Source organism: Tianxiuia mixotrophica (genome assembly GCF_050596425.1).
GTDB lineage: Bacteria > Bacillota > Clostridia > Peptostreptococcales > Acidaminobacteraceae.
The window spans coordinates 4,161,789-4,185,734 of sequence record NZ_CP192292.1; the positions used below are offsets into that span (position 1 = coordinate 4,161,789).

Annotated in this window: 23 protein-coding genes and 1 riboswitch; of the genes, 7 read left to right on the forward strand and 16 right to left on the reverse strand. The window is 40.2% G+C overall.

Going from position 1 to position 23,946, the window contains the following annotated elements:
* Positions 1-24: 24 nt before the first annotated feature.
* Both gdhA and ACQ4KW_RS18495 read right to left on the reverse strand, forming a co-directional pair.
* A complete protein-coding gene (gene gdhA, locus ACQ4KW_RS18490; RefSeq protein WP_430883912.1) occupies positions 25-1,371 on the reverse strand; it encodes an NADP-specific glutamate dehydrogenase in 1,347 nt (448 codons plus the stop codon).
* Positions 1,372-1,733: 362 nt separating this feature from the next.
* Positions 1,734-2,552 carry an Asp23/Gls24 family envelope stress response protein gene (locus ACQ4KW_RS18495; RefSeq protein ID WP_430883913.1) on the reverse strand — a complete coding sequence of 273 codons (819 nt, stop codon included), beginning with the start codon at positions 2,550-2,552 and terminating at the stop codon, positions 1,734-1,736.
* A gap of 349 nt (positions 2,553-2,901) precedes the next feature.
* Here ACQ4KW_RS18495 and ACQ4KW_RS18500 point away from each other — a divergent pair, with 349 nt between their 5' ends.
* On the forward strand, positions 2,902-3,072 hold the full coding sequence (locus tag ACQ4KW_RS18500; RefSeq protein WP_430883914.1) for a 4Fe-4S binding protein: 171 nt from the start codon (positions 2,902-2,904) through the stop codon (positions 3,070-3,072).
* A gap of 220 nt (positions 3,073-3,292) precedes the next feature.
* Here the strand turns inward: ACQ4KW_RS18500 and ACQ4KW_RS18505 are convergent, their stop codons facing one another.
* Together ACQ4KW_RS18505 and ACQ4KW_RS18510 are read right to left on the reverse strand one after the other, a co-directional pair.
* Positions 3,293-4,597 carry a cation:proton antiporter gene (locus ACQ4KW_RS18505; protein WP_430883915.1) on the reverse strand — a complete coding sequence of 435 codons (1,305 nt, stop codon included), beginning with the start codon at positions 4,595-4,597 and terminating at the stop codon, positions 3,293-3,295.
* Positions 4,598-4,950: 353 nt separating this feature from the next.
* Entirely contained in the window at positions 4,951-5,409 is a 459-nt protein-coding gene (locus ACQ4KW_RS18510) for a MarR family winged helix-turn-helix transcriptional regulator (protein ID WP_430883916.1), read from the reverse strand.
* A gap of 329 nt (positions 5,410-5,738) precedes the next feature.
* Here ACQ4KW_RS18510 and ACQ4KW_RS18515 point away from each other — a divergent pair, with 329 nt between their 5' ends.
* The 3 genes from ACQ4KW_RS18515 (at position 5,739) to ACQ4KW_RS18525 (ending at position 7,917) form a co-directional block, all read left to right on the forward strand.
* Positions 5,739-5,981: a hypothetical protein gene (locus ACQ4KW_RS18515; RefSeq protein WP_430883917.1), complete on the forward strand. Its 243-nt coding sequence runs from the start codon at positions 5,739-5,741 to the stop codon at positions 5,979-5,981.
* A gap of 160 nt (positions 5,982-6,141) precedes the next feature.
* Positions 6,142-7,419, forward strand: a complete 1,278-nt coding sequence (locus ACQ4KW_RS18520; RefSeq protein WP_430883918.1) for an SLC13 family permease — start codon at positions 6,142-6,144, stop codon at positions 7,417-7,419.
* Positions 7,420-7,434: 15 nt separating this feature from the next.
* Positions 7,435-7,917: a hypothetical protein gene (locus tag ACQ4KW_RS18525; protein WP_430883919.1), complete on the forward strand. Its 483-nt coding sequence runs from the start codon at positions 7,435-7,437 to the stop codon at positions 7,915-7,917.
* A gap of 69 nt (positions 7,918-7,986) precedes the next feature.
* Here the strand turns inward: ACQ4KW_RS18525 and ACQ4KW_RS18530 are convergent, their stop codons facing one another.
* A complete protein-coding gene (locus ACQ4KW_RS18530) occupies positions 7,987-8,853 on the reverse strand; it encodes a LysR family transcriptional regulator (protein ID WP_430883920.1) in 867 nt (288 codons plus the stop codon).
* A 254-nt stretch (positions 8,854-9,107) separates the two neighbouring features.
* Here ACQ4KW_RS18530 and ACQ4KW_RS18535 point away from each other — a divergent pair, with 254 nt between their 5' ends.
* Entirely contained in the window at positions 9,108-10,280 is a 1,173-nt protein-coding gene (locus ACQ4KW_RS18535) for an NAD(P)-dependent malic enzyme (RefSeq protein WP_430883921.1), read from the forward strand.
* Between the two features lie 91 nt (positions 10,281-10,371).
* Here the strand turns inward: ACQ4KW_RS18535 and ACQ4KW_RS18540 are convergent, their stop codons facing one another.
* From ACQ4KW_RS18540 to ACQ4KW_RS18550, 3 genes are all read right to left on the reverse strand, one after another.
* Positions 10,372-11,727, reverse strand: coding sequence for a PFL family protein (locus ACQ4KW_RS18540; protein ID WP_430883922.1), 1,356 nt, complete (start codon positions 11,725-11,727; stop codon positions 10,372-10,374).
* A 9-nt stretch (positions 11,728-11,736) separates the two neighbouring features.
* The gene (locus ACQ4KW_RS18545; protein ID WP_430883923.1) at positions 11,737-12,006 is read right to left on the reverse strand and encodes an ACT domain-containing protein; all 270 of its coding nucleotides are present in this window, start codon (positions 12,004-12,006) and stop codon (positions 11,737-11,739) included.
* A gap of 121 nt (positions 12,007-12,127) precedes the next feature.
* Positions 12,128-12,228, reverse strand: a riboswitch (glycine riboswitch).
* Between the two features lie 595 nt (positions 12,229-12,823).
* Positions 12,824-13,468, reverse strand: coding sequence for a redox-sensing transcriptional repressor Rex (locus ACQ4KW_RS18550; RefSeq protein WP_430883924.1), 645 nt, complete (start codon positions 13,466-13,468; stop codon positions 12,824-12,826).
* Positions 13,469-13,668: 200 nt separating this feature from the next.
* Between ACQ4KW_RS18550 and ACQ4KW_RS18555 the strand changes: the two genes are divergently transcribed.
* Together ACQ4KW_RS18555 and acpP are read left to right on the forward strand one after the other, a co-directional pair.
* Positions 13,669-15,582 (forward strand): ATP-binding cassette domain-containing protein, encoded by a 1,914-nt coding sequence (locus ACQ4KW_RS18555; protein WP_430883925.1) that lies wholly within the window; start codon positions 13,669-13,671, stop codon positions 15,580-15,582.
* A gap of 188 nt (positions 15,583-15,770) precedes the next feature.
* Positions 15,771-15,998 (forward strand): acyl carrier protein, encoded by a 228-nt coding sequence (gene acpP / locus ACQ4KW_RS18560; RefSeq protein ID WP_430883926.1) that lies wholly within the window; start codon positions 15,771-15,773, stop codon positions 15,996-15,998.
* Positions 15,999-16,680: 682 nt separating this feature from the next.
* Here the strand turns inward: acpP and tsaD are convergent.
* The 8 genes from tsaD to ACQ4KW_RS18600 form a co-directional block, all read right to left on the reverse strand.
* Positions 16,681-17,706, reverse strand: a complete 1,026-nt coding sequence (gene tsaD / locus ACQ4KW_RS18565; RefSeq protein WP_430883927.1) for a tRNA (adenosine(37)-N6)-threonylcarbamoyltransferase complex transferase subunit TsaD — start codon at positions 17,704-17,706, stop codon at positions 16,681-16,683.
* 29 nt (positions 17,707-17,735) lie between these two features.
* Positions 17,736-18,566, reverse strand: coding sequence for a Yip1 family protein (locus ACQ4KW_RS18570; RefSeq protein ID WP_430883928.1), 831 nt, complete (start codon positions 18,564-18,566; stop codon positions 17,736-17,738).
* A 77-nt stretch (positions 18,567-18,643) separates the two neighbouring features.
* Positions 18,644-19,132, reverse strand: coding sequence for a ribosomal protein S18-alanine N-acetyltransferase (gene rimI, locus ACQ4KW_RS18575; protein ID WP_430883929.1), 489 nt, complete (start codon positions 19,130-19,132; stop codon positions 18,644-18,646).
* Entirely contained in the window at positions 19,110-19,823 is a 714-nt protein-coding gene (gene tsaB, locus ACQ4KW_RS18580) for a tRNA (adenosine(37)-N6)-threonylcarbamoyltransferase complex dimerization subunit type 1 TsaB (protein WP_430883930.1), read from the reverse strand. Before tsaB ends, rimI begins: the two co-directional genes overlap by 23 nt.
* Positions 19,820-20,317 (reverse strand): tRNA (adenosine(37)-N6)-threonylcarbamoyltransferase complex ATPase subunit type 1 TsaE, encoded by a 498-nt coding sequence (gene tsaE, locus ACQ4KW_RS18585; protein ID WP_430883931.1) that lies wholly within the window; start codon positions 20,315-20,317, stop codon positions 19,820-19,822. The genes tsaB and tsaE overlap by 4 nt, the downstream gene beginning before the upstream one ends.
* A gap of 251 nt (positions 20,318-20,568) precedes the next feature.
* Positions 20,569-21,726, reverse strand: coding sequence for an amidohydrolase (locus ACQ4KW_RS18590; protein WP_430883932.1), 1,158 nt, complete (start codon positions 21,724-21,726; stop codon positions 20,569-20,571).
* A gap of 120 nt (positions 21,727-21,846) precedes the next feature.
* Entirely contained in the window at positions 21,847-23,028 is a 1,182-nt protein-coding gene (locus tag ACQ4KW_RS18595) for an amidohydrolase (RefSeq protein ID WP_430883933.1), read from the reverse strand.
* Positions 23,029-23,378: 350 nt separating this feature from the next.
* Complete coding sequence (locus tag ACQ4KW_RS18600) at positions 23,379-23,855, reverse strand: hypothetical protein (protein ID WP_430883934.1); 477 nt, start codon at positions 23,853-23,855, stop codon at positions 23,379-23,381.
* Between the last annotated feature and the right edge of the window lie 91 nt (positions 23,856-23,946).

Below are 23,946 nucleotides of genomic sequence, written 5' to 3' on the forward strand. Positions count from 1 at the left end.
GCTTAAATGCAATCGCTATGCGAATTAGTAGTTGCCTTGTGCGTGCATTGCTTCAGCAACCTTTAGGAAGCCAGCAACGTTAGCACCAGCAACTAGGTTGTAACCAAAGCCATACTCCTGAGCAGCTTTAGCAGCGTTGTCATGAATGTTGATCATGATTTGCTGTAGCTTAGCGTCTACTTCTTCACGAGTCCATGAAAGTCTCATTGAGTTTTGTGACATTTCAAGAGCTGAAGTTGCAACACCACCAGCATTTGCAGCCTTAGCAGGACCAACAATAACGTTGTTTTCCTGTAGGTAAGCAAGCGCTTCGTTTGTAGTAGGCATGTTTGATGCTTCACATACGTACTTAACACCATTAGCAACGATTTCTTTCGCGTGCTCTAGGTGGATTTCATTTTGAGTTGCACATGGAATCATGATGTCAGCTTTAACGCCCCAAGGTCTTTGACCTTCGAAGAATTCAACACCAAACTTGTCAGCGTAATCTTTAACACGGTCGTTACCAGAAGCACGCATTTCAAGTAGGTAGTTGATTTTTTCGTCTGTTACAACGCCGTCTGGATCGTAAACGTATCCGTCTGGACCAGATAGAGTAACAACTTTACCGCCTAGGTCACGAACCTTGATACAAGTACCCCAAGTTACGTTACCAAAGCCTGAAGCTACAACTGTCTTGCCTTCGAATGTAGTGCCTTCATGCTTAAGCATTTCTTGACAGAAGTAAGTTACACCGAAGCCAGTTGCTTCTGGACGAATTAGAGATCCGCCGTAAGTTAGGCCTTTACCAGTAAGAACGCCGTTTTCGAATGCGCCACGGATTCTTCTGTACTGACCGTATAAGTAGCCAATTTCACGACCACCAACACCGATGTCACCAGCTGGTACATCAACGTCTGGGCCAATGTGTCTGTATAGCTCAGTCATGAAAGACTGGCAGAAACGCATAACTTCTGCGTCTGATTTGCCGTTAGCATCGAAATCAGAACCACCTTTACCGCCACCGATTGGAAGACCAGTAAGTGAGTTCTTGAAGATCTGCTCAAAGCCTAAGAATTTGATAATGCCTAGGTATACAGATTTGTGGAAACGTAGACCACCCTTGTATGGGCCAATTGCTCCGTTGAACTGAACACGGAAACCACGGTTAACTTGTAGCTTGCCTGAATCATCTACCCACGGTACGCGGAATACGATTTGTCTTTCAGGCTCTGCCATTCTTTCAAGAATGCCAGCTTCTACCCATTGTGGGTTCTTTTCAAGAACAGGTGCCAGTGAGTGGAATACTTCTTCAACTGCTTGTAGAAATTCTGGTTCGCTAGAGTTTCTAGCTTTCACACGATCAAATACTTCTTGGATGTAAGACGTCATTTGAACCTCTCCCTTATGTGTTTTAAAAATGTTGAGAAACCCGATGTATTCAAGTTTCATAATTCTATTCCGGCCTTAACCGGATAAAAACGACAGTGACTTTCAAAGCCAAATGCAAGTCAGCAATCGTTTTCCTGCAGTGTTTTTAAAAATTGGCACCATATCTTATTGAAAAGATTGCCAATTCGGCCCAAAACGTCTAATAAATGAATTCTCGACGTCAACAGATTGCATAAAATGTTGATTTAATTCTTATATATGTATAATTATGCGGTTCGTTTTTTTTACTTTATTCGCTAAAAAAACGTCAGGCTTGATCTTTCATGTGGAGTATAACATATGGATTTTCGTTTGTAAACAGTCTAGTTTTTATTTAAATATAAATTTTTCACAACAACATTTACTGACTGCACATGGAATCCTGTCATATGTTCAATAGCTGTCTTGACCTTGTTTTGAACATCAAATCCCACATCGGGAATTTTACAACCAAGTTCAAAAGTTCCTTCAACTTCCAGCACGATTTCATCTTCGATTTTTTGTATCTTAAATTTGCTGATTTTATGAAAACCCTTGATCTCTTCTGTTGCCCTTTGAGCAATTTGAACGATTGTCTTATTGGAAACTGTATAATTACCCATATAAGAAAAGGTCGGACGCATTACAGTCTTTTCTCCAATCTCAATATCCGTGTCTCTTCTTCTCACAAAAGCTTTGATGGCATCAAGAAAATACCCTGAAAAATCCTTTTTTAGTTCCAGAGTTGGAAGGGGAATAACGTGCTTTCCGTGTCGCATACGCTGGTATTTAGCTTCTTCAATTTCCTCAGCCGATGCAATTTCTTCAATGCGGATAATCTCTTTAATCTCCGGAAGATCTAATGAGGCTGCTATACGCCTTACCATTCTGTCGGATGTGCCTAAAAGAAGGACGCGATTGGGCTTGAATGTCTTCAAGGCATCACGGGCTTCATCTTTATGGTCATCATGAAAAAAGAGGGCACGTTTGACTGCAGATATTTTTGTGCTTTCCTTTTTAGCTGATTTTCCAGCTAATTTTCTTGCACCATTAATAAGAACACCATCATCTATTACAAGATCTATATCCCTTTCATGGGCAACATCCATGGCACGATAGCTTTTACCTGTGCCAGCTTTTCCGACCAGTGCATATACTTCCATCTATATTTTCTCCTATTCAGAGCTTAAGGTTGACTTAGGGACTTAATCCAAGTTGTATTTCTGCCTTACACCCCTCTATTATATCAAGAATATACTTGGGAACAAGTAAACAAGATGTGAATTATTTACCTGAATCCGCTGAATTTAGAGGTCTGCAGGGATTTTAAATAAGAACCAATATCAATTAAGCTTGTTTGTATTGAAAATCATTATACATTAGCGTTTTTTTGCTAAATTTACTGGGATTTAATTGTTTCAAAAAAAATCATTGGGTATAATGCTGGTGATGGTTAATGGTAACCAATATTGAATGAACGAATTTTAATGAATCTCGAGGAGGAAATTTATTATGGCATACGTAATTAATGATTCTTGTATCTCTTGTGGCGCTTGTGAGCCTGAATGTCCAGTATCATGTATCTCTGCTGGTGACAGCATTTACGTAATCGACGAAGGTGCTTGCATCGACTGTGGCGCTTGCGCTAACGTTTGTCCTGTAGATTCTCCACAACCTAAGTAGGTTTCGGAGCCGCTACAGCGGAACTACATATAACAAACAAGGCACCGATCATTAGATCGGTGCTTTTTATTTGCCTAAGTGGCTCAAGAAGGGACTCATACAATAAAGTATGCCTTTCTCCTATTAGGCTTTCACATAAAAAAGAGGATGTCGTTTTTCGACATCCTCTCAAATTTATAAGAAGTTCTCCGCAACACCTTTATGAGGTGAACATCCAGTTTTAGCACAAGTCTTTCTTAACACGAGCATAAAGTTTCTGTATGGTTAGGCCCTGAACCAGGGTGGAAAAAGCCACAACCGCATAGGTGCTTGTTACGATATAGTTGTACTGAACAGGTGTAAATTGATGAGCTGTTCCTAGGGCAAGTGCAATACATATTCCACCTTTTAAACCGCCCCAAGTCAGTAGTTTAGCCATAGCAACCTGATCTTTTCTTTGTCGCTCACCCTTGTAATTCTCAAGATTTATACTGGCATCACGGCTGAAAAAGTACACTGGTAGTATTATGCTTATAACACGTGCCAGCAATGCAAGACCAATGGCCGATACAAAGATAATTAAGAATCCGCTCATTTGGTGAAGGAACAAGACGGAAAATCCAATAAGAACATAGAGTATCCCATTCAAAATTTTGTCAATGACCTTCCAAAACACATAAAAGTTTGAATAATAAGTTTCATTATCTGCATGAAGCTTATGCATGTTGGTTGCAAAGAATATTCCCACCACCACGGCTGCTGTTGGTCCAGAAACACCAAAGTGCTCACTTAGGACATATGATGTTGTCACCGCAGCTAGACTGACTAATATCTCAACATGCTTTTGCTTTGTTGTCTTAAATATTTGGAAAAGTAGGAACGACACACCTAAACCCACAATCACAGCACCAAAAATGCCATTCGTGATGGTTTGGAAAAAGCTCACTGTCGGATCAACGCCAACTGTGCTGTTTAGGGTTGTAAACGTTGCGAATAGAGCAACTGCAATGCCATCATTGAAAAGAGACTCTCCTTCCATAACAAGGGAAATCCTTTCTGGAAGGCCTGCTTTTTTCAAAATACTCATGGCTGAAATCGGATCTGTTGGTGCCACAATACTTCCAAGTATACACGATTCTATAAATGTCATTTCAATACCAACAAGTTTTGATATGTAAAAGGACAATCCCGCGTATATTAAGGTGGCTAAGAATGTGGAAAAGAAAGCCAGTGATGAAATGAGATATTTATCATATGTCAAATCATGAAACTTGATTTTGGCCGAGCCACTAAAAAGTAAAAAGCATATAAATCCATTCATAATAATTTCATGCAAATCAAGTCCATTTAAGGCCTTGTCAAGAGATGTTATACTTGTAACCCCAAGCATCTCGAGTAAGAGTATTACCACTGAAATCAGAAAGGCCGTGGTCATGAGTCCGATTTCGACGGGAAGCTTTAAAACCTTCTCGTTGAAATAGCCAATTGCTATTAACCCCAAGAACACCATAGACATAATACTTAGAACATCATAATCCAGTAACATATTAACACTCCCAATTTTATTTGAGCTTCATTACGGCTGTGATGAAGACTGCAATGAACCCCCTATTTAAACCCGGTTTAACAATTTTTAAACCCAGTTACCCATTATATTCCTCTTATTTTTAAATGCAATACCTTTTTGAAGAAGAATACGTGCATACGTTTTCTATTTATTTTCTATACTGATTTTGTATTCTTAATACCCCATAATACAGATCGCAATTCTGTTAATTTGATTTTCAAGCCCATCTTCCGCCACAGAACCGTCTCGAAAGGTTATCCGCTCCATACAATACGCATAACAATACGCATAAAAAAACTGCTTAATTAAGAACCATCTCTCAACTAAGCAGTCTATTTATCATCTATTTTATATTTTCCAACCATTGTTTGATTCACTCGGCTCAAGAACTTCAAAACCGCCTTTTGTTCGTTAATGGTTGAACTTTCCATTAAAAATCCAATCAGATTCTTTTCATGATCATAAAGTTTGTCAAAGAGAATTACCCCTTCCGGCGTCAGTTTTAACAAATACACTCTCCCGTCTTGAGGGGATCTGGTTTTCTCCACAAACTTACCCTTTGTCAGCTTGCTAATGCTTGTTGAAACAATACCCCTGTCGAGGTCAAGCGTATAGATTAAGTCATAAATAGAGATATTTTCGCTCAGACCAATCATTCTGATGATCATAATATCAACAAAGCTGAACTTTTCGTTTTTACCATTTAACTTGAGCCCACGCCTGTCAACGGCAAGCAATTTTGTATAAACCCTTTCGAGCATCACTTCTATTTCGTTATAAAGATTCGCCAAGCTATTCACCACCAAACAATTCTATACGTCCTATAGCACAGTGCCATTCATTTCATGAGCAAAGGCAAATGATAATCAATTTCGTTTATTATAACATAGGCCATGATACCCGTAAAGTGGATATAAGAAGGGATCAATATACCTTTAAGCATACCCGAGTTTTTTAATATGGTATGGATTAATAATATATAAGATCATAATATATAAAGTTACAAAATACCAGTATTTAAAAACTAAATGTTAGAAAACGTTCTCCTGGCTGGTTTTTCATTGCATTTATAAATAAGAGGCGTATAATGAGGAATGTTCAGTCGAAGGGAGAGGAAAATATGTTTAACATGAAATCTGTCATTGCAGCGCTTTTGATTTTAGTTGGCATGGCTTCAATGGGGATATTCCATTCTGACCACGCATATGCACATTATGAAATGGATGAAGCCTTCTCATCAGAGGCACAGTTTTATGGCATCCCAACTTTCGATACTTGTGAAAGTTCAAAGCCTGATGAAACACTGCTTCACGATGAACTGGAAAACATGCGCAGACATTTTTGGGGAATATCTGTGAAATAGTTCTAGACAACGAATGTCTTAGTCAATCCAATTCGAATTACAGTATGACTTGATTGCGGCAATTTCTTCGTGTGCCTGACACATGTCAAAGGTATGGGGATGAATTTCTGGAAACAAGACATTTGTAATTCATAAACACCACTTGATGAAGTTTGGGGGAATGAAAATGTCAAGTCATCTAACCATCGCAGTAGGCATCTTTTCCATCACATACATGGTAATTATGTCTGAAAAAATGCACAGAACTGTGGTCGCACTATTTGGTGCTGTCCTAATGCTTCTGTTCAGCGTGGAAGGTCAGGAACAAGCCGTGCATCATATTGATGCCAACACAATAGGTCTACTCATCGGAATGATGATTATAGTAAGTATTCTAAAAAGAACTGGGGTATTTGAATATCTTGCCATCAGATCTGCTAAAGCAGCAAAGGGCGATCCTTGGAAGATACTTCTTATGCTTTCTGCAATCACAGCTGTGGCATCAGCACTCCTTGATAATGTCACAACAATTCTTCTTATCATACCTGTTACACTCGTTATTACAGATGCAATGGATATAAATCCACTGCCCTTTATTATTACAGAAACAATGATGTCCAACATCGGTGGTACAGCCACACTGGTTGGTGACCCACCCAACATTATGATTGGTAGTGCGGTTGGACTGAGCTTTTTAGATTTCGTTGTAAATCTAGCGCCAATTGTTGTTATTATCTACTTTGTGAATCTTCTCATTTTAAAATTTTTATATAGGACTAAGATGGTCGCCACAGAGGAACAGCGTAAGTCGGTTATGCGCATGGACGAATCTATCGCCATCAACGACATCACCCTCCTAAAAAAAGGTGGATTCGTTATGGCCATCACCGTTGCAGGCTTCTTGCTCCATGCCCAACTGGGGTATGAATCAGCAACAGTCGCTCTATTTGGTGCATCTCTCTACCTGCTGATCAGTCGAATCGACCCAGAAGACATTCTCCTTGAGATTGAATGGACGACGATCTTCTTCTTCTCTGCCCTATTCATATTGGTAGGCGCTCTTGAAGATGTTGGTGTTATTGAATTCTTAGCAGAAAAAATGGTTCAGTTCACAAAAGGGGATATAGCCACATCATCTGTTGTGATTCTCTTTGGATCATCTATAGCTTCAGCTTTCTTAGATAACATTCCATTTGTTGCAACTATGATTCCACTGCTTCAAAACTTCGGCATCCAAACAGGCCAGAACATAGAAGTTCTTTGGTGGTCTCTTGCTTTAGGGGCTTGTCTAGGTGGCAACGGAACGCTTGTGGGAGCCTCAGCTAATGTTATTGCCTCTGGGATTATGGAAAAGCATGGCAAGAAACTCTCCTTTATGCAGTACTTTAAGGTAGGATTTCCACTCATGCTCGTCTCTGTTGGCATTTCTTACGTGTATATTGTGGTAAGATATCTTTAGATAGGGGGACTTATAATGCGTAAATACCTAAATGCAGAAATCATGCAGCAGTCCATGAAACTCAAGCAAATGGGCGCTGATGTGACAGTTATCAACAGTAAACTTTGTTATGTGGCATTTGATTTATCGGGTTTTAAAGTTTCGTATGTTTATAATGTGAACAAGAGAAACAAGTACTTCCTTGAAAGAATCAAACCTTACCCGCTTTGGTTAAGAGAATTTGATAATGAAGAAGATGTTATTGATATTATCAATATTGACCTTGACCAATTCAGAAATGCCATTAAGAGCCATAACATCGACCGTTTTATAAAAATTGCTCGTAAACTGGACCAGGTTTTTCATAAGTACGAGGATCTTTTCTTATACTACAACTTGCCTGAAGAGGAAGTGGATCGACTTTATAAGGAAATAACAGACATGGAAGAGGATATTGACATCATTAAAGACAAGTCTGAACGTATTTGTTTTGAAAAAGACCCAGAGTATTTAAAATAGTTATTTTGAAATCCGCATTATTCAAGTCTTAAAAATTCTTGAATAATGCGGATTTTTACTTTTTCACCACTAGTTTGTGTTTAAAAACTCGATAAGGGTCTTGGAAGCCTTTGTTAGATACCGGTCCCTCCGCCATGCCAATCCTATCCGAATGGGCATGCTTTCATCCATGGGTCTGTAAATCATTTGACTGTTCTCCATGACAAGCTCTTTAAATAGGAAGGAAATGCCCACACCCTGAATGACAAGACTTTCTAAAGTCTTAAGCTGGTTCGTAGAAACAGCAATTTCTGGGCGAATATGACTTCGCTTGAAATAATCGAGCAGCACCTCTCTGTGGTAAAAGCCTTCCTTTAACATAATAAGCTTTTCCTTCTGGATTCTTTCAGGTGTCAACCTTGAGTGCCTGCCTAAAGGATGAGATTTATTCATACAGGCCACAATTTCAGTTTTTAGTATGTCGGTGCTTTCCAGCACCTCCTCTTTATCTGACAAAATAATAATGCCTAAGTCGAGTTCTCCCTCCATAATCTTGCGCTTGGTTTCCAGAGAACCATCTTCAGTGATCTGTAAATTAATGTAGGGGTTCTTGGCCTTGTAGTCAATTAATATTTTAGGAAACAAAAGCGTTCCAATCATAGGTGGAATGCCTAGCTTGATAAAGCCCATATCAGACTTGCCAAGGTCCTGCATTTCACGGGTCATATTTTGTGCATGCCCTAAGAGATCTTTTGCCCTGCTTTTGAAGAGTTGCCCTTTATCGGTCAATTTTAACTGGCGCTTTGTTCTGTCAAAAAGCTCAAACCCTATTTCTTCTTCTAAAGACTTAATGGCTATTGAGATGGATGGCTGGGCAATATGTAAAATTTCCGCTGCCTTTGTCATGTTCATATGATCGCAGACAGTCATAAAGTATTGGAGTTTTCTAAGTTCCATAAGTCCCCTCTTTTTAGCTTTGCCTTTTCTTAACTTTGCCTTTTCTAAAAGTGAATATGTGTAAACATCACAAGACCCACTCTAGGCTCTTGTGCTCTATAAAATGAATGCCTAAATTCAAATAGATTCATCTTTGTATGATAGTTTTAAACTATTATATAATAACTTTTTAATATTTCAAAACTATCATTATAGGTGATATTGTATTCTTAGAAAAACAATTTGATTTTAAATGCATATCAAGGAGGCTCTATATGACTGTTTACGAACGTTCTCTAGCAGCGCACAAGGCGCAAAAGGGTAAAATTTCTGTAGAAAGTAAAATGCCGGTTACAAATAAGGAAGAACTCAGCATTGCATACACACCAGGTGTTGCTGAACCATGTCGCGTTATTGCTGATGACAAGAATGCGGTTTATGACTACTGTTCCAAAGGCAATCTTGTGGCTGTGGTTTCAGATGGTTCCGCTGTTCTAGGCCTAGGGAATATTGGTGGTGAAGCCTCAATGCCTGTCATGGAAGGCAAGGCCGTTCTCTTTAAGAATTTTGCCAATGTGGATGCCTTTCCAATTTGTCTTGATACGCAGGACACAGATGAAATCGTCAATATCGTTAAGGCCTTAAAACCCACTTTTGGTGGTATTAACCTTGAAGACATCAGTTCCCCACGTTGTTTTGAGATTGAAGAAAGACTTGTTGATGCACTCGACATTCCTGTCTTCCACGATGACCAACACGGCACAGCCATTGTTGTTTCTGCCGGTGTCATCAATGGTCTTCGACTCGTTGGTAAAAAAATTGAAGATGTGACAGCTGTTATAAACGGACCAGGTGCCGCTGGCACGGCCATTGCTAAAATGCTTATGAACTTAGGTATTGGTGACTTAATCATGTGTGACCAAAAAGGCATCCTGGATCTTGAACGTCCTGAGATGGCAGACCATAAAAAAATGCTTGCCAAAGCTTCTAACAAAACAGGAAAAAAGGGTCTTTTAACCGATGCTCTTGAAGGGGCCGATATTTTCATTGGCGTATCTGTCGCCAACTGCGTGAATGCTGACATGATCTCTAAAATGAATAGAGATGCCATTGTTTTTGCCATGGCAAATCCAACGCCTGAAATCATGCCTGAAATTGCTAAAAAAGCTGGGGTTCGAGTTATGGGAACAGGTCGTTCAGACTTCCCCAACCAGATTAATAACGTCATTGCATTTCCAGGTATCTTCCGTGGCGCTCTTGATGCAGGGGCAACAAAGATCAACAAGGAAATGAAATTGGCATCTGTTTATGCCATTGCAGACATTATCACAGAGGACGAACTCAACGAAGACTATATTATTCCAAATCCATTTGATGAAAGAATTGTTAAGCGTGTTGCCGAGGCCGTTGCTAAGGCTGCCCATGATACAGGTGTGATTCGTAAGTAGTACTTCCTAAAATATAGATAAGACACTTATTTTCGACGAACAGCCAGGTGTATAGAGTCCCCCCGACTCTTATGCATCTGGCTGTTTTTGATTAGTTTTTAAAACTGTGCACCGGAGCAGGGATTCTACCCCCTCTTTCAATGAGCCGTTTAGAACTGCATGTATGGGTTGGCATAATAGGCGCATAGCCTAGGAGTCCACCGAAGTAGGCCCGCTCACCCACATCTTTACCAATCACAGGTATGATGCGAACAGCCGTTGTTTTATGGTTGATCATACCAATGGCTGCCTCATCAGCAAGCATAGCTGACAGGGTTGAAGCCTCTGTTTTCCCAGGAATGGCAATCATATCAAGACCCACACTGCAAACACACGTCATGGCCTCTAATTTATCTAGAGTCAGATCACCACTTTCAGCAGATGCAATCATCCCTTCATCTTCACTAACAGGTATAAAAGCACCACTTAAACCGCCCACATAGGATGAGGCCATGATCCCGCCTTTTTTCACACTGTCATTCAGAAGGGCCAAGGCCGCAGTGGTGCCATGTCCTCCCACCACATCCACACCAATTTCTTCAAGGATTCGGGCCACGCTGTCTCCAATTTCAGGTGTTGGGGCCAGTGATAAATCAAGGATTCCAAACTTCACGCCTAGACCTTCTGCCACACTTTTACCGATGAGTTCCCCTGCTCTAGTTATTTTAAAGGCTGTCTTTTTAATCGTTTCACAAACCACTTCAAAGGATGCACCCTTACACTTTTGAAGCGAAGCTAGAACAACACCAGGACCGCTTACCCCTACATTTATTACAACATCGGCTTCCCCTGTTCCATGAAAGGCGCCAGCCATAAAGGGATTGTCTTCTACAGCGTTGCAAAAGGCCACGAACTTCGCACATCCAATGGAATCTCTATCTTTCGTTTCTTCGGCAATCTTTCGTATGGTTTGACCCAGAAGTTTAATGGCATCCATGTTGATTCCAGATCGGGTGTCCCCTACATTCACCGAGGCACAAACCCTTTCTGTTTTAGCAAGAGCTACCGGGAGACTCTCTATTAATTTCACATCTGCCGGAGTCATGCCCTTTTGCACAAGGGCAGAAAGTCCGCCAATAAAATTAACACCTGTGGTTTTCGCCGCATCATCAAGCATAATAGCCCACTTGAGAAAATCAGGTTGATCTGAAGCTTGGGCAACTAGGGCTATGGGGGTTATGGATATGCGCTTATTTATTATGGGCATGCCATAGGCCTCGGCAACGGAATCTGCTATTTTTACTAAGTTTTTTGCCCTTGTCGTAATCTTGACATATGCTTTTTTCCTCGCTTTTTCATCATCGCTGTCTGCACAGTCAAGTAGGTTGATGCCCATGGTCACCGTGCGAATGTCAAGCTTTTCCTCATCGACCATACGGATGGTTTCTAGTATTTGATGTTTATTCATTGTCCTCTCCTATACCTGATGCATACAGTTGAAAATATCTTCCCTTTGTAGCCGAACACTTAAGCTTAGAGTCTCTCCAAGGTCTGTCATTTCTCCTTTGACTTGCTCGAAGGAGACGTTTGATTGTGACACATCAACAAGCATCATCATGGTAAAGTTGCCCCCCATAATGGTTTGATTCACATCCTCAATATTGATGTCATGCCCAGCAAGAAGCTGGCTGATTCCTGCTATGATCCCCACCTGATCTCGTCCTATAACCGTTAGTATTGCTTTCATTTTTTCCTCCATTTTCTACGCATGCCATTTTGACTTAAACAAGAAAAGAGACCCATAAAGGGTCTCTGGAGATATTGACACTAGAACAAACCAGCCAAACGAAATAGCATTTGACGTGCTTTTAGTGTCCCCTGTCCTTTTACCTGAGAGTTTGGTTCATGTTCCTACAAAACATGAATTTTCCCCTTCGGTGCTCTTGTGAGTCTCTCCAGAGGCCCGTCCAGAAACGGTTGAACAAGCGTTTGTTCTTCCGAGTCCTTCTACCGGAACCGAATTTTAAATTATATTGAGTATAGCAGTCTTTTTACGAACATTCAATAGTATTTTTTTGAAAACGTTTTAGTGAGATCTCATCCTATATTCACCATATTTCACTTTATATTTCAAGTTTTTTACCATAAGCATATAAAATTTTCTCGAATTTTAATCGCTTTTCGTTCGGATTGTTATTTTATTATCAATTTCTGACCCATTTCACTATTTAATATGCTTATGCTGCATAAAATTTTCGAAATTAAAACTCAATTTTTAGCTGAGCGGCTTACAAAATATCACTCATGAGCCTTCACAATATCAGATATAAATACTTTAGAAATAATAACTCTATTTATGATATAGCAAGGGCGGCGATCAGTAATTGTGAAAGCGCCTGAGCAAATAAACTCTGGGTCTAGGAAGTGATTTTTATAATTTTATAGGTCCCTTAATTGGGATTTTATCAAAACAAAAAACACTCCAAAAGCAGGTATCAATCTACTGATTTATTCAGTACATTCATACCTGTTTCTGAAGTGCTTATAATTTGTTTAATGACCATTTACGCCTCTAATTCTTCATTTGCATCTTTTAGGAAATAAGATAGAGTCAGCAAGTTGTCAATAAGATGTACATTTTCAACAATGATGTCATCAGGCACTTTAAGATCAATCGGAGCAAAATTCCAAATCGCCTTTACACCGCAGTTTACAAGCTTATCAGCAACTTCTTGTGCCCCTGCTTGATTTGTACATATGTAAGCAATTGAGACTTCCTCTTCGCGAATGAATCGTTCTAGTGTATCCATGTCAAGAACATCAATACCATTGATTGTCAGTCCGACGATTTTAGGATTCACATCGAAAATACCCTTTAGTTGAAAACCAAATCTGTTAAAGCTTGAATAGTTCGCAAGCGCCTGGCCAAGATTACCAGCACCTATTATAACAGTGTTGTATTTCTTGTTCAGACCTAGGATTTTACCGATTTCGTTATACAGGTCCTCTACATTGTAGCCATACCCCTGCTGACCGAATCCCCCAAAATTGTTGAGATCCTGACGAATCTGCGACGCAGTGAAACCAATAATATCACTAAGTTCCTTCGATGAAATTCGCTTTACGTCCTTATCGAGTAGCTCTCTTAAGTATCTGTGATACTTGGGTAATCTTCTGATTACCGCCATCGAAATTTTATTGTTAGCCATTTTAACCTCCAAGTCGTCAAGATGCTAAGCAAATTATAGCAAAGGTTTTTTTATTCTGTCAAACTCTTGACAATCTTTTATCAAAGATCGGGACTAAAAATATCCCGCTGACAGGATAAATTGAATTTGCTCATCTGCCCGACTTCCTATAAAATAGGTACGGACACATTGTGTTTACCCTTTTATGGAGGTTATTATAGATGATCGCATTATCTTGTAGCAACATTACAAAATCATATGGCATAGATGTCATTCTAAAGGACATCAGCTTCACCATTGAAACAGGTGATAGAATTGGTCTTATTGGTCGAAATGGAGCTGGAAAGTCCACGCTTTTTAAAATCATAACAGGTGAACTATCAAATGACTCTGGTGATATTTACAAGGCAAAGGACCTGACCGTAGGCTATCTGGAACAGGCACCCGAGATAGAGTCCGATGAAAACCTATTTGAATACTGCTTGCCCGTTTTTCAGGATTTAATAGATATGGAAAACAAACTTAGGGACATGGAGCAAGAGATTGCCCGACTCAGTTCTGAAAGCCAAGCGGCACCTGAAACCTTAATGGATGAGTATGCCCACATTCTTGAAGACTTTAACATGAGAAATGGATATGGCTATAAAAGTGAAATCCGTGGTGTTTTAAAAGGACTTGGCTTTGATGAAGATGAAATCAGGAAGCCTGTACGGGTTCTAAGCGGTGGACAGAAATCTAGAGTCAACATTGCTCGACTCCTACTGAAAAAACCCGACATACTCCTTCTGGATGAGCCTACCAACCACTTAGATATCCAGGCCACCAATTGGTTGGAAGGTTTTCTTTCTTCTTACCCAGGCACCCTCATCGTCATTTCCCATGACAGATACTTTCTTGATGAGGTGGTTAACCGGATTTTTGAAATCGAAAACACTCAGCTCCTCAGCCACAAGGGCTCTTATTCTGACTTTGCCATCTTTAAACGGGCAAGATATGAAGAGCAGCTTAAGGCCTATGAAGCCCAGCAAAAAGAAATTCAAAAGCAAGAAGACCTCATTCGAAAATTTAAACAGCATGGCACAGAAAAACTGGTCAAGAGAGCACAAAGCCGTGAGAAACGACTTGACCATATTGAGAAAATCGATAAACCCATGTGGCTTGATGAACGGGCCCACATTCATTTATCCACTCAAATAAAAAGTGGCAACGATGTGCTCCGGGCAGAAAACCTTGCCATGGCCTATCCAGACACACCGCTTTTTGAAAATGTAAGCTTTGATATTTATAAGGAAGAACGCATTGGTCTCATTGGCCCTAACGGCATTGGCAAAACCACCCTGTTTAAAATTCTTCTCGGACAAGTCGAAGCCCTTCAAGGCACCTTTAAACTTGGACACCACGTAATGACAGGTTACTACGACCAGGACCAGTCTGACCTAAACCCAGACAATAACATTGTTGAGGAAATCTCAGATGCCAACCCAAACCTGGATGTGGTCCAAATACGAACACTACTGGGATCCTTCCTTTTTAAAGGAGATGATGTCTTTAAAAATGTTGGCCAGCTTAGCGGAGGGGAAAAAGGCCGAGTGGCCCTCTTAAAACTTATGCTTTCAAAGTCAAACTTTCTTCTGCTTGATGAGCCGACAAACCACTTAGACATTAGTTCTAAAGAAGCTCTTGAAGATGCGGTTCTTGGCTACGATGGCACACTTCTGGCCATATCCCATGACAGATACTTCCTCAACCGGGTCTGTACTAAAATATTTGAGCTTCAGCCTGACGGTATGAAAATCTATTATGGCAATTACAACTACTACAAGGAAAAAATCAAACAAGCCCAACTTCAAGATACAGAGCAAGAAGAAAAGCCACAAAAGACAAAGACTCAGCTTCGAGACGAAAGAAAACGTGAAAAGGAAGCTGCTGCAGAGGCCCGTAAGCTGAAAAAAGCTCAAGAACAACTTGAAATTGATATTCATACAGCAGAAGAACAAATTGAAGCCTATGAAGCTGAACTTTGCTTAGAAAGTGTTTATTCTGATCCAGAAAAAAGCCAAGAAATTCATCAAAAACTCACTGAAGTAAAAGAAAAACTTGATGAACTGTACGAAACTTGGGAGCAGCTCATATGATCTGATCCATATAGACATTAGCAAGATCTCGTTATAATATATTTGGAGAAAACACAATTTAAAACCTTGCAAAAGCATATCCATATCATCACGACACCACTTATTGATACCGAATCATATAAATCTAAGTCTAATGTGCGATGACTCTTCAGGGATATTTGCAAGTCACTCAACTAGGAGGATAAATCATGTTTGATAAGATTAAAGACATTATTGAAGAACAGCTTGATATTGTGGGACAGGGAAAAATCACTGTGGATTCATCCATGACAGATGATTTAAAAGCAGATTCGCTTGATGCTGCTCAGATCATTATGGCTATTGAAGAAGAGTTTGATATTGAAATCCCTGATGACACAGCCCTATCATTCCGTACAATAAAGGATATTTTAACTTACGTTGAGCAAAACGCTTAATGTAATCGATTTGCAAAATATCATTTAAGCCCCCTCCATATAGATATTTAAGAATCAAAATTCTATATACGGCATAGCGTGGGTATAGATCTGTAATTTTGCAAGTGTCTGAATGTCATAAAAAATGAATGATTTTGAAAAAAGGTGCATATCCATGGATATGCATCTTTTTAATTGCGCCATTTTAGAAACTGTATAGTTTATACCACAAATAAAAACTCTCAGTCCAACAAAAGCATTCATAATCCACAGGCCCGAATTATGTCAACTCCAATTATGATCCATAATGCATAATTTTACATTAAAACTTAGACAGCTATCACCCTTTGGTAAATGTTTTAATCGATACTTTTACATTCCACACAGAATTATCCACAGCCTTTTTATGTATAAGAGGCGGTTTTTATAAACTTATCCACACTATCCACAACTTTATACACAGAAATCTGGGAGTATTCTGAAATTTCTAACCTTTCACAAAGAGTTTACATAATCACTATTTTTTATGAAGTTGTTGACATTTTGATATCAAACCTTATATTCAAATCCATTTGCCTATGACTGTTTCGTCGTGATAGGGGTCGTGGTAGGGGGAAAAACTTAAGCCCTAAATATAAAAAAGCATGAAGACCAGGGGTCCCCTGGTCTTCATGCAAAGTATAAAGTAAACTCTTTTGTATTTTTAAGGCTTAACACCAAGTTTGAGGTTTGGCACTGCGTTTAGAGCCATATTGCCTCTAACACCGTTTAAGAAATCATAGTAGCCTGCACACCCTACCATGGCAGCGTTATCTGTGCATAAACCAAGAGATGGATAATAAAGTTCCAGGCCATCTTTTTTCACAGCCTCAGTTAAGGACTGACGCAAACCATTATTGGCTGCGACGCCCCCCGCAAGGACAATTTTATCCACGCCACATTGTTTGGCAGCCATAATGGCCTTAGTGGTTAAGACCTCTACAACAGATGCCTGGAAGCTCGCTGCTATATCCTTAGGAACAACTTCCATATCCTTCATTTTACACTGGTTTAGATGGTTGAGGACAGCAGATTTAAGTCCACTAAAGCTAAAGTCTAGGCTCCCTTTTTCAAGAAAGGCTCTTGGAAAATGAACCGCTTCAGGATTGCCTATTTCAGCCAGCTTGTCAATTTTAGGTCCGCCTGGGTATCCAAGTCCTAGGGTGCGGGCCACCTTATCAAAAGCTTCTCCAGCAGCATCATCTCTTGTGCGCCCTAGTATTTCATAGTTTCCATATTCCTTGACATGAACCAAGTGAGAATGTCCACCTGAAACAATCAAACATACGAATGGTGGCTCAAGATCAGGAAATTCAATAAAGTTTGCACAAATATGCCCTTCTATATGGTTAACTGGCACAAGGGGTTTGTCTAGAGCAAAAGCAAGAGCCTTGGCTGTTGACACACCCACAAGGAGCGCCCCCACAAGGCCTGGTCCATATGTGACAGCAATCATGTCCATATCGTCAAAGGTCTTTTTAGAAGCTACCAGGGCTTCATCAATAACTTGAGATATTTTCTCAACATGATTTCGAGATGCAATTTCTGGCACCACGCCACCGAATTTCTTGTGGATATCTATTTGAGAATACACTATATTGGATAAAACCGTTCGGCCATTTTGAAGGACAGCTGCAGATGTTTCATCACAACTTGTCTCTATGGCCAAGGTCAATAAATCTTTACTCATGAAGTCACTCCCTCACTATAATAACGGGTTTATAAGCCTGCCACGCCGAGGCCAAGCATCATTAAAAATGGTCCAAAAGCCACTAAAAAAGCTTTGGACTGACTGAAACCATGAACTTGCTTGACACCAATCATGGTAACAAACAAGTACCAGATGGCGAACAGATCCACCGCTGATAGAACAGTGAACAGCTGGCTTGTCTCTTGTCCCACCTCTAAGAGCATGGCAGGAGAGATGGAGAAATATGGATTTCCACTTGCAAGCACCATGACCATGCGCATAAACTGTCCAATGAGCATAATCAAGTAGGCATTCATAACCACACCCATTGTGCTTTTCAACTTGCCCCGACCACTTAGCAAAATGGCTAAGGCAAAGGCCACAAGCCCCTTAAAAAGTGGTGTGAAAACAAAATAGAACATACTCATAAACATGGATGTGTTCGCGCCACCTGCAAGCAGGGCGTCTATTTCTTCGGCTGTAAAGACCTTATCGGCATTTTCTATTGCCATCATTGTCATTTTAGAAAACATGGGCCGCTGAGGTATGTAAATCACCATTGCAGAAATCACGAATATGACCAAAAGACCAATAATCATCGGAGATTTTGCAGCCAACGCCATCCCACGCTTTGGAGATGTTAAAACCATCATCAAACGTTGCATAAAAGATATATGCTCTTCCTTGTTATCGGCGTGAAGTATTTCTCTTTCTTCTTTTGTCACATGCTTATGTTCTTGTTTAGGTGTTTCACTTGTTTCGTCATCACTTCTTTTATTCAGTCCGTCTTCATCACTTGAGTGAAAAAACTCGTCCTGATCAGACTTTGACTTTTCATTCTGATCTTTCAATTCGTCCATTTTGGCCCCCTTGATTCAGATTGTATACCTAGATTTTAACCTTTTCCAAATGACTGTCTCGTCCTTTTGCAAACAGGCTATTTTAATTTTAGCCACATAATAATGGCATCTTCTTTTGGACTTTGGTAATAACCTGGTCTTCGTCCCGCTTCGACAAATCCAAAGCCTTCATAGAGATTATAGGCTGGTGTGTTGCTGGCTCGAACCTCCAGTGTCACATTATCAAGATCTGTTTTTTCAATTTCTTCGATCATGCCCTTAACCAAGATTTTGCCAAGCCCCCTTCTTCTCATAGATGGATCGACGGCAATGTTTGTGATATGGGCTTCATCCACAACGATCCAAAACCCTCCATAGGCAATGATTTGTCCCTCTAACTCTAAGACCATATATCGGGCCAAATTATTGCTTGTGATCTCCTGCACAAAGGATTCCTTGCTCCAGGGTGTTGAAAAGCATCTTGATTCAATTTCATGTACAGCATCCACATCTTCCAGGGTCATTAATCTGACACACTGATGAGATGGATGTGGCTTTATCTCATTACTGGTCCGACTGTTTTCCATGTTTTTTCTCCCAAGTCACTTCTGCCTCAGACCGTCTTAAATAATTGGCCTTGACTTCATCATATTTTACAGCACTGTCCCTATTCACAAATGCAGCCATAGCAACGGACGAAGCTCTTGGAAGACAATGCGTTGGTGAAGCAATAACAGCCCGCGCACCTAATACTTCATGTATTTTTTCCTTGAATTTTTCTGCCGCATCCCCTAAAAAAACAATTCGCTGGGCGTGTCCATCTTTGAACTTATCCAGTAGGGTATCCAACGGAAGTGGTTGGTCCTCAATCATTGTAATTAAGGTCTCAGACTGCCATCTATACGCCGCTGTGTAGACTTCCCCACGTCTGGCATCTAAAATAGGACAAAGGATCCCATCACATCCTGGGAGGTTGTAGGCAAGACCTTTTAGAGTCGATACCATAACCACAGGTATATTAAAGGGATGAGCCATTGCCTTTGCTGCAGAAAGTCCAATTCTAACACCTGTGAAGGATCCTGGGCCACCTGCCACTGCAATCATATCCATATCCTTAACAGAAAGGTCTAAAGATCCACAAAGAGACTGAATGATTGGCATCAGCTTTTGTGAGTGTGTCCTGGGATGATTGATTGTCATCTCCCCTAATAGATTGTCATTTTCAAGCACGGCAGCAGATGCCACTTGAGATGAGGTGTCTATCGCTAATATTCTCATATGATGCCCTCCAGTTTTCCTTTCAGCTTGCTTTCAAGTTCCGTTTCTAAGGTTGATAATATATCAGAGCTTGCCTTTATAAAAACTTTTCGTTTTTCCAGTGTGTCCCCTTGATAAATTTCTATCCAAATTCTATTTTCAGGCAACAAGTCTTCCACCATACCAGCCCACTCAATAATACAAACCCCTGATCCGAAGAAGTATTCTTCATAACCAAGTTCATACATTTCTTCAACATCATTAATTCTATAGACATCAAAATGATACAGGTTTAAGCGTCCTTCATATTCATTAACAATGGTATAGCTGGGACTTGTCACGTAATCATCGATTTCCAGACCTATTGCTATGGCCTTTGTTAAAGTCGTTTTTCCAGCCCCTAGATCTCCTGAAAGACAAACCACATCACCCTTTTTGAGATTTTCCCCAAGGGTTTTTCCAAAATCCTTCATTTCATTTTCATTTTCTATTATAAAAGTCAACTCTTGTTGCATGGGTTACTCCTTGATTGTACACCAAAATAAACCTTCTTATATTATAACAAAGTCACTGCCTTTCGTCAGGCAATAAAAAACCACACCCGATGCTACATTCTATAACATCACGTGTGGTTTTTAAAGGTTTTATTAGGATTTCATAAACTTAAATTAAACAGCTTAAATATGAGCATTTTAGTGTCATCAGCATGACCCACATCATGCCTGTGTGACCATATGTTAATTAAGAGCTCTATATGATATAAGGGCTAGGCCTTTTCATAGACAATCTTGCCATCAATAATCGTTGTTAGAACATTTGAGTCCAGTTCAAAGGGATGTTTGTCCCAGATTACAATGTCTGCATCTTTACCTTCTTTTAAAGACCCCACTCTGTCATCCACTTCAAGAATTTCTGCCGCGTTGATAGAAATGGCCTTTAGGGCTTCCTCTTCTTCCATTCCCGATTTAACAGAAAGACCAGCACACATTGGGAGGTACTGAAGAGGCACCACTGGGTGGTCGGTCATAATAGCCACCTTGACGCCGGCCGCTGAAAGAGCGCCTGGTGTCTCAAATGTTAGATTCTTTAACTCGTACTTTGATCTGTCCCCAAAGCTTGGACCCACTACAGCACAGAGGCCTTCCTTCGCGATATGATCAGCAATGAGATGTCCCTCTGTACAGTGTTCCAGTGTGATATTCACATCAAACTCCTTAGCCACACGAATAGATGTGAGAATATCATCAGCACGGTGGGCGTGAGCCTTTAGAGGCATTTCTTTTCTAATCACAGGCAAGAGGGCTTCCATTTTCATATCAAATCCAGGCTTCTTGCTTGGATCATCTTTAGCATTCTCTAACTTATCGTGATATTCCTTGGCCTTTGCTAGGGCATTTCTAAGCTCTGCCGCTATAGCCATTCGAGTCATTGGAGACTTCTTCTTTTCATTATAGACACGTTTGGGATTTTCACCAAAGGCACATTTCATAGCTAGGGGTGCCTTTACAATCATATCATCGATTCTATCTCCAACGGTCTTTATAACTGCAAACTGTCCCCCAATGACATTGGCACTTCCTGGGCCAGATGCACAGCATGTCACACCGCCGTTTCTTGACTCCTCAAAAGTTCTATCCATAGGGTTAATGGCGTCAATAGCTCGCAGCTCTGGTGTTATAGGGTCAGTCATTTCATTGCCGTCTGCCCCTTCAAATCCAATGGCATCTTCCCACATACCTAGGTGGCAGTGGGCATCAATGAAGCCTGGAAAAACCATTTTTCCTTCTGCATCAATCACCTTACAGTCTGCTGGTGCAGACACATCTGTTCCTATCTTTTTTATCTTGCCATCCTCCACAAGAATGTCTAGCTTTTCTGGTGCAGATTCCATGGTGTATGTCAGTCCATTTTTAATAAGTAACATGTTTTCATCCTTTCTGAATTTGAGTGTCTATATCAAAAGTTTTCTTTCACAAGCTTAAGTTTGCTGATCCTCCCCAGTGGTATATGGCCGAATGGAGAAAAGTCAACTTATGGATTTAACTTAAAGATTACTATGCTTGACTTGACCATCAATCATTACAAGTCTTGCTTCTGAGAAAACGTCTAGGGGATTCCCAGACCAAAGAACAATGTCAGCATCTTTGCCTGGCTCAAGACTCCCGATTTTATGATCAAGGCCAACGATTTGAGCCGGATATAGGGTAATGGCTTTTAGAGCTTCTTCCTGCCCCATGCCATAGCGCGCAGCATATGCAGCGCATATACGGAGTTCTCTAAGCGGAATCACCGGATGGTCAGTTGTTATGGCTACAGGCACACCAGCCTTTTTTAATATTCCCGGTGTTTCAAAAGTTTTGCCCCTGGTTTCCACCTTTGTTCTAAATCCAAGTGTTGGTCCAACAATGGCACTGGCTCCAGAAGCCTTTATGTAATCTGTAATGAAATGACCATCCGAACAGTGGTCCAGTGAAAATTTCACATCAAATTCTTTTGCAATGCGGATGGCTGTTAAAATATCATCTGCCCTGTGTACATGAATTTTAAGAGGCAAATCCTTTTTCAACACGGGTATAAGGGCCTCCCACTTCATATTGTAAGACGGTCTTTCATTGTCCTTTGGATTTAAGATATGAGAGTTGATCTTTTCCATATATTCTCTAGCTAAGAATAAGGCTTCTCTTAACTTTGCCGCTGTTCCCATGCGGGTCATAGGCATTGTGCTTTTTTCTTTTCCCACGCGCTTAGGGTTTTCTCCCAGTGCACATTTCATGCCCACACTTTCTTTTATAATGGACTGATCAGCTTGTTTGTAGCCCAGTTTTATCATAGAGAAGAGTCCCCCTATAACATTGGCACTGCCCGGGCCCACAGCCACTGAAGTCACCCCAGCCTCAATAGATTCTTTGATGGCTGTATCCGCTGGGTTAAAGGCATCAATGCCCTTTAAATGAGGCGTGATAGGGCTAGAGTATTCATTAACATCATTGCCTTCAAAGCCAATGCCCTCTTCACCGATGCCCAAATGTGTGTGCGGATCAATAAATCCTGGAAGCACATACAGACCTCTTGCATCGATGATTTCTTCATCATCAAATGCCTTAAGATCTCTAGCTATTTCTTTGATTTGACTTTTTTCCACACGAATATCGCCTATATAGGGCGCATCCATCATCGTATGAAGTTTTCCATTTTTAATTAGAATGGGTATCACATCCTTTTGCACACTTAGGTGTCGACCATTTCACAGATTTTCTGTTTTGACTTCATACTTATGACAGGTTAAATTATTGATTTCACTGGTATAGGATTTGACTGATTCGTTTTAAACAAATCAGTTAAACCTGCCAAGTATAAAAGTCACGCTAGATCGTCTGAAATTATTTAGACTTTCGAAATATTCCTACAATATTATACCAAAAGTGGCATAGCCTTTTAAACCTGTCTTTGGTTCGGTATTTGCTGGGTCTATACTTCTATTTTGTAAAGACAGCAAGATGAAGTCATAATTATGCAGATCATTTGTGACTAAAAAAATCCAGACTCTAGGTTGCCTAGGCTGGATTTTAAATATATCTATTCTCGAACTTGAACGTCTTTCATTTTCAGCTGAAACTCTCTATGTTTTGTGATTTGTCTCACTATGAATGCCACTGCAAAAAGTATTGTGTCATAGAGGAGTAGAGTCAATGCATAGAATGTATCTATCATGAAAAGCTGTTCATATCCCATAAGAGTTGTTTCAAGCATTTTTAGAACAAAACTTTCTGTTATGAGACTAATGAGCATGAGCATGGTTGTCGCCTTAAGTGTTTTTTTCCATCCCATTTTCATAACCACATAGAGGACGATAAAATACATACAAGCTTGAAGCAAGAGTCTTGGATTGCTCACAGGAAGTGCCTTAGATATAAAAAGGAATATGGACCCCATCATTAGAGATGCCAAAACCTTTCTATACATCGACACATCAAATTTTATAAAACTATCTATTATCATTAAATTGGGTAAAAACGATGCTGAAAACAGCAGTGCAAATAGCACACTTCGCATACAACCCGCCCCCTTTACATTGCACCCCAAATGGTTTTCTTAATACATTATATGCTGTGTTTTTATACACAACAATACATCCATGTAAACT

What these genes read in the sequence shown, in the direction of transcription:
- gdhA (WP_430883912.1), bottom strand. Translation starts at nt 1,371, where the DNA reads ATGACGTCTTACATCCAAGAAGTATTTGATCGTGTGAAAGCTAGAAAC.
- ACQ4KW_RS18495 (WP_430883913.1), bottom strand. Translation starts at nt 2,552, where the DNA reads ATGGAAGTATATGCACTGGTCGGAAAAGCTGGCACAGGTAAAAGCTAT.
- ACQ4KW_RS18500 (WP_430883914.1), top strand. Translation starts at nt 2,902, where the DNA reads ATGGCATACGTAATTAATGATTCTTGTATCTCTTGTGGCGCTTGTGAG.
- ACQ4KW_RS18505 (WP_430883915.1), bottom strand. Translation starts at nt 4,597, where the DNA reads ATGTTACTGGATTATGATGTTCTAAGTATTATGTCTATGGTGTTCTTG.
- ACQ4KW_RS18515 (WP_430883917.1), top strand. Translation starts at nt 5,739, where the DNA reads ATGTTTAACATGAAATCTGTCATTGCAGCGCTTTTGATTTTAGTTGGC.
- ACQ4KW_RS18520 (WP_430883918.1), top strand. Translation starts at nt 6,142, where the DNA reads ATGAAAATGTCAAGTCATCTAACCATCGCAGTAGGCATCTTTTCCATC.
- ACQ4KW_RS18525 (WP_430883919.1), top strand. Translation starts at nt 7,435, where the DNA reads ATGCGTAAATACCTAAATGCAGAAATCATGCAGCAGTCCATGAAACTC.
- ACQ4KW_RS18530 (WP_430883920.1), bottom strand. Translation starts at nt 8,853, where the DNA reads ATGGAACTTAGAAAACTCCAATACTTTATGACTGTCTGCGATCATATG.
- ACQ4KW_RS18535 (WP_430883921.1), top strand. Translation starts at nt 9,108, where the DNA reads ATGACTGTTTACGAACGTTCTCTAGCAGCGCACAAGGCGCAAAAGGGT.
- ACQ4KW_RS18540 (WP_430883922.1), bottom strand. Translation starts at nt 11,727, where the DNA reads ATGAATAAACATCAAATACTAGAAACCATCCGTATGGTCGATGAGGAA.
- ACQ4KW_RS18545 (WP_430883923.1), bottom strand. Translation starts at nt 12,006, where the DNA reads ATGAAAGCAATACTAACGGTTATAGGACGAGATCAGGTGGGGATCATA.
- ACQ4KW_RS18550 (WP_430883924.1), bottom strand. Translation starts at nt 13,468, where the DNA reads ATGGCTAACAATAAAATTTCGATGGCGGTAATCAGAAGATTACCCAAG.
- ACQ4KW_RS18555 (WP_430883925.1), top strand. Translation starts at nt 13,669, where the DNA reads ATGATCGCATTATCTTGTAGCAACATTACAAAATCATATGGCATAGAT.
- acpP (WP_430883926.1), top strand. Translation starts at nt 15,771, where the DNA reads ATGTTTGATAAGATTAAAGACATTATTGAAGAACAGCTTGATATTGTG.
- tsaD (WP_430883927.1), bottom strand. Translation starts at nt 17,706, where the DNA reads ATGAGTAAAGATTTATTGACCTTGGCCATAGAGACAAGTTGTGATGAA.
- ACQ4KW_RS18570 (WP_430883928.1), bottom strand. Translation starts at nt 18,566, where the DNA reads ATGGACGAATTGAAAGATCAGAATGAAAAGTCAAAGTCTGATCAGGAC.
- rimI (WP_430883929.1), bottom strand. Translation starts at nt 19,132, where the DNA reads ATGGAAAACAGTCGGACCAGTAATGAGATAAAGCCACATCCATCTCAT.
- tsaB (WP_430883930.1), bottom strand. Translation starts at nt 19,823, where the DNA reads ATGAGAATATTAGCGATAGACACCTCATCTCAAGTGGCATCTGCTGCC.
- tsaE (WP_430883931.1), bottom strand. Translation starts at nt 20,317, where the DNA reads ATGCAACAAGAGTTGACTTTTATAATAGAAAATGAAAATGAAATGAAG.
- ACQ4KW_RS18590 (WP_430883932.1), bottom strand. Translation starts at nt 21,726, where the DNA reads ATGTTACTTATTAAAAATGGACTGACATACACCATGGAATCTGCACCA.
- ACQ4KW_RS18600 (WP_430883934.1), bottom strand. Translation starts at nt 23,855, where the DNA reads ATGCGAAGTGTGCTATTTGCACTGCTGTTTTCAGCATCGTTTTTACCC.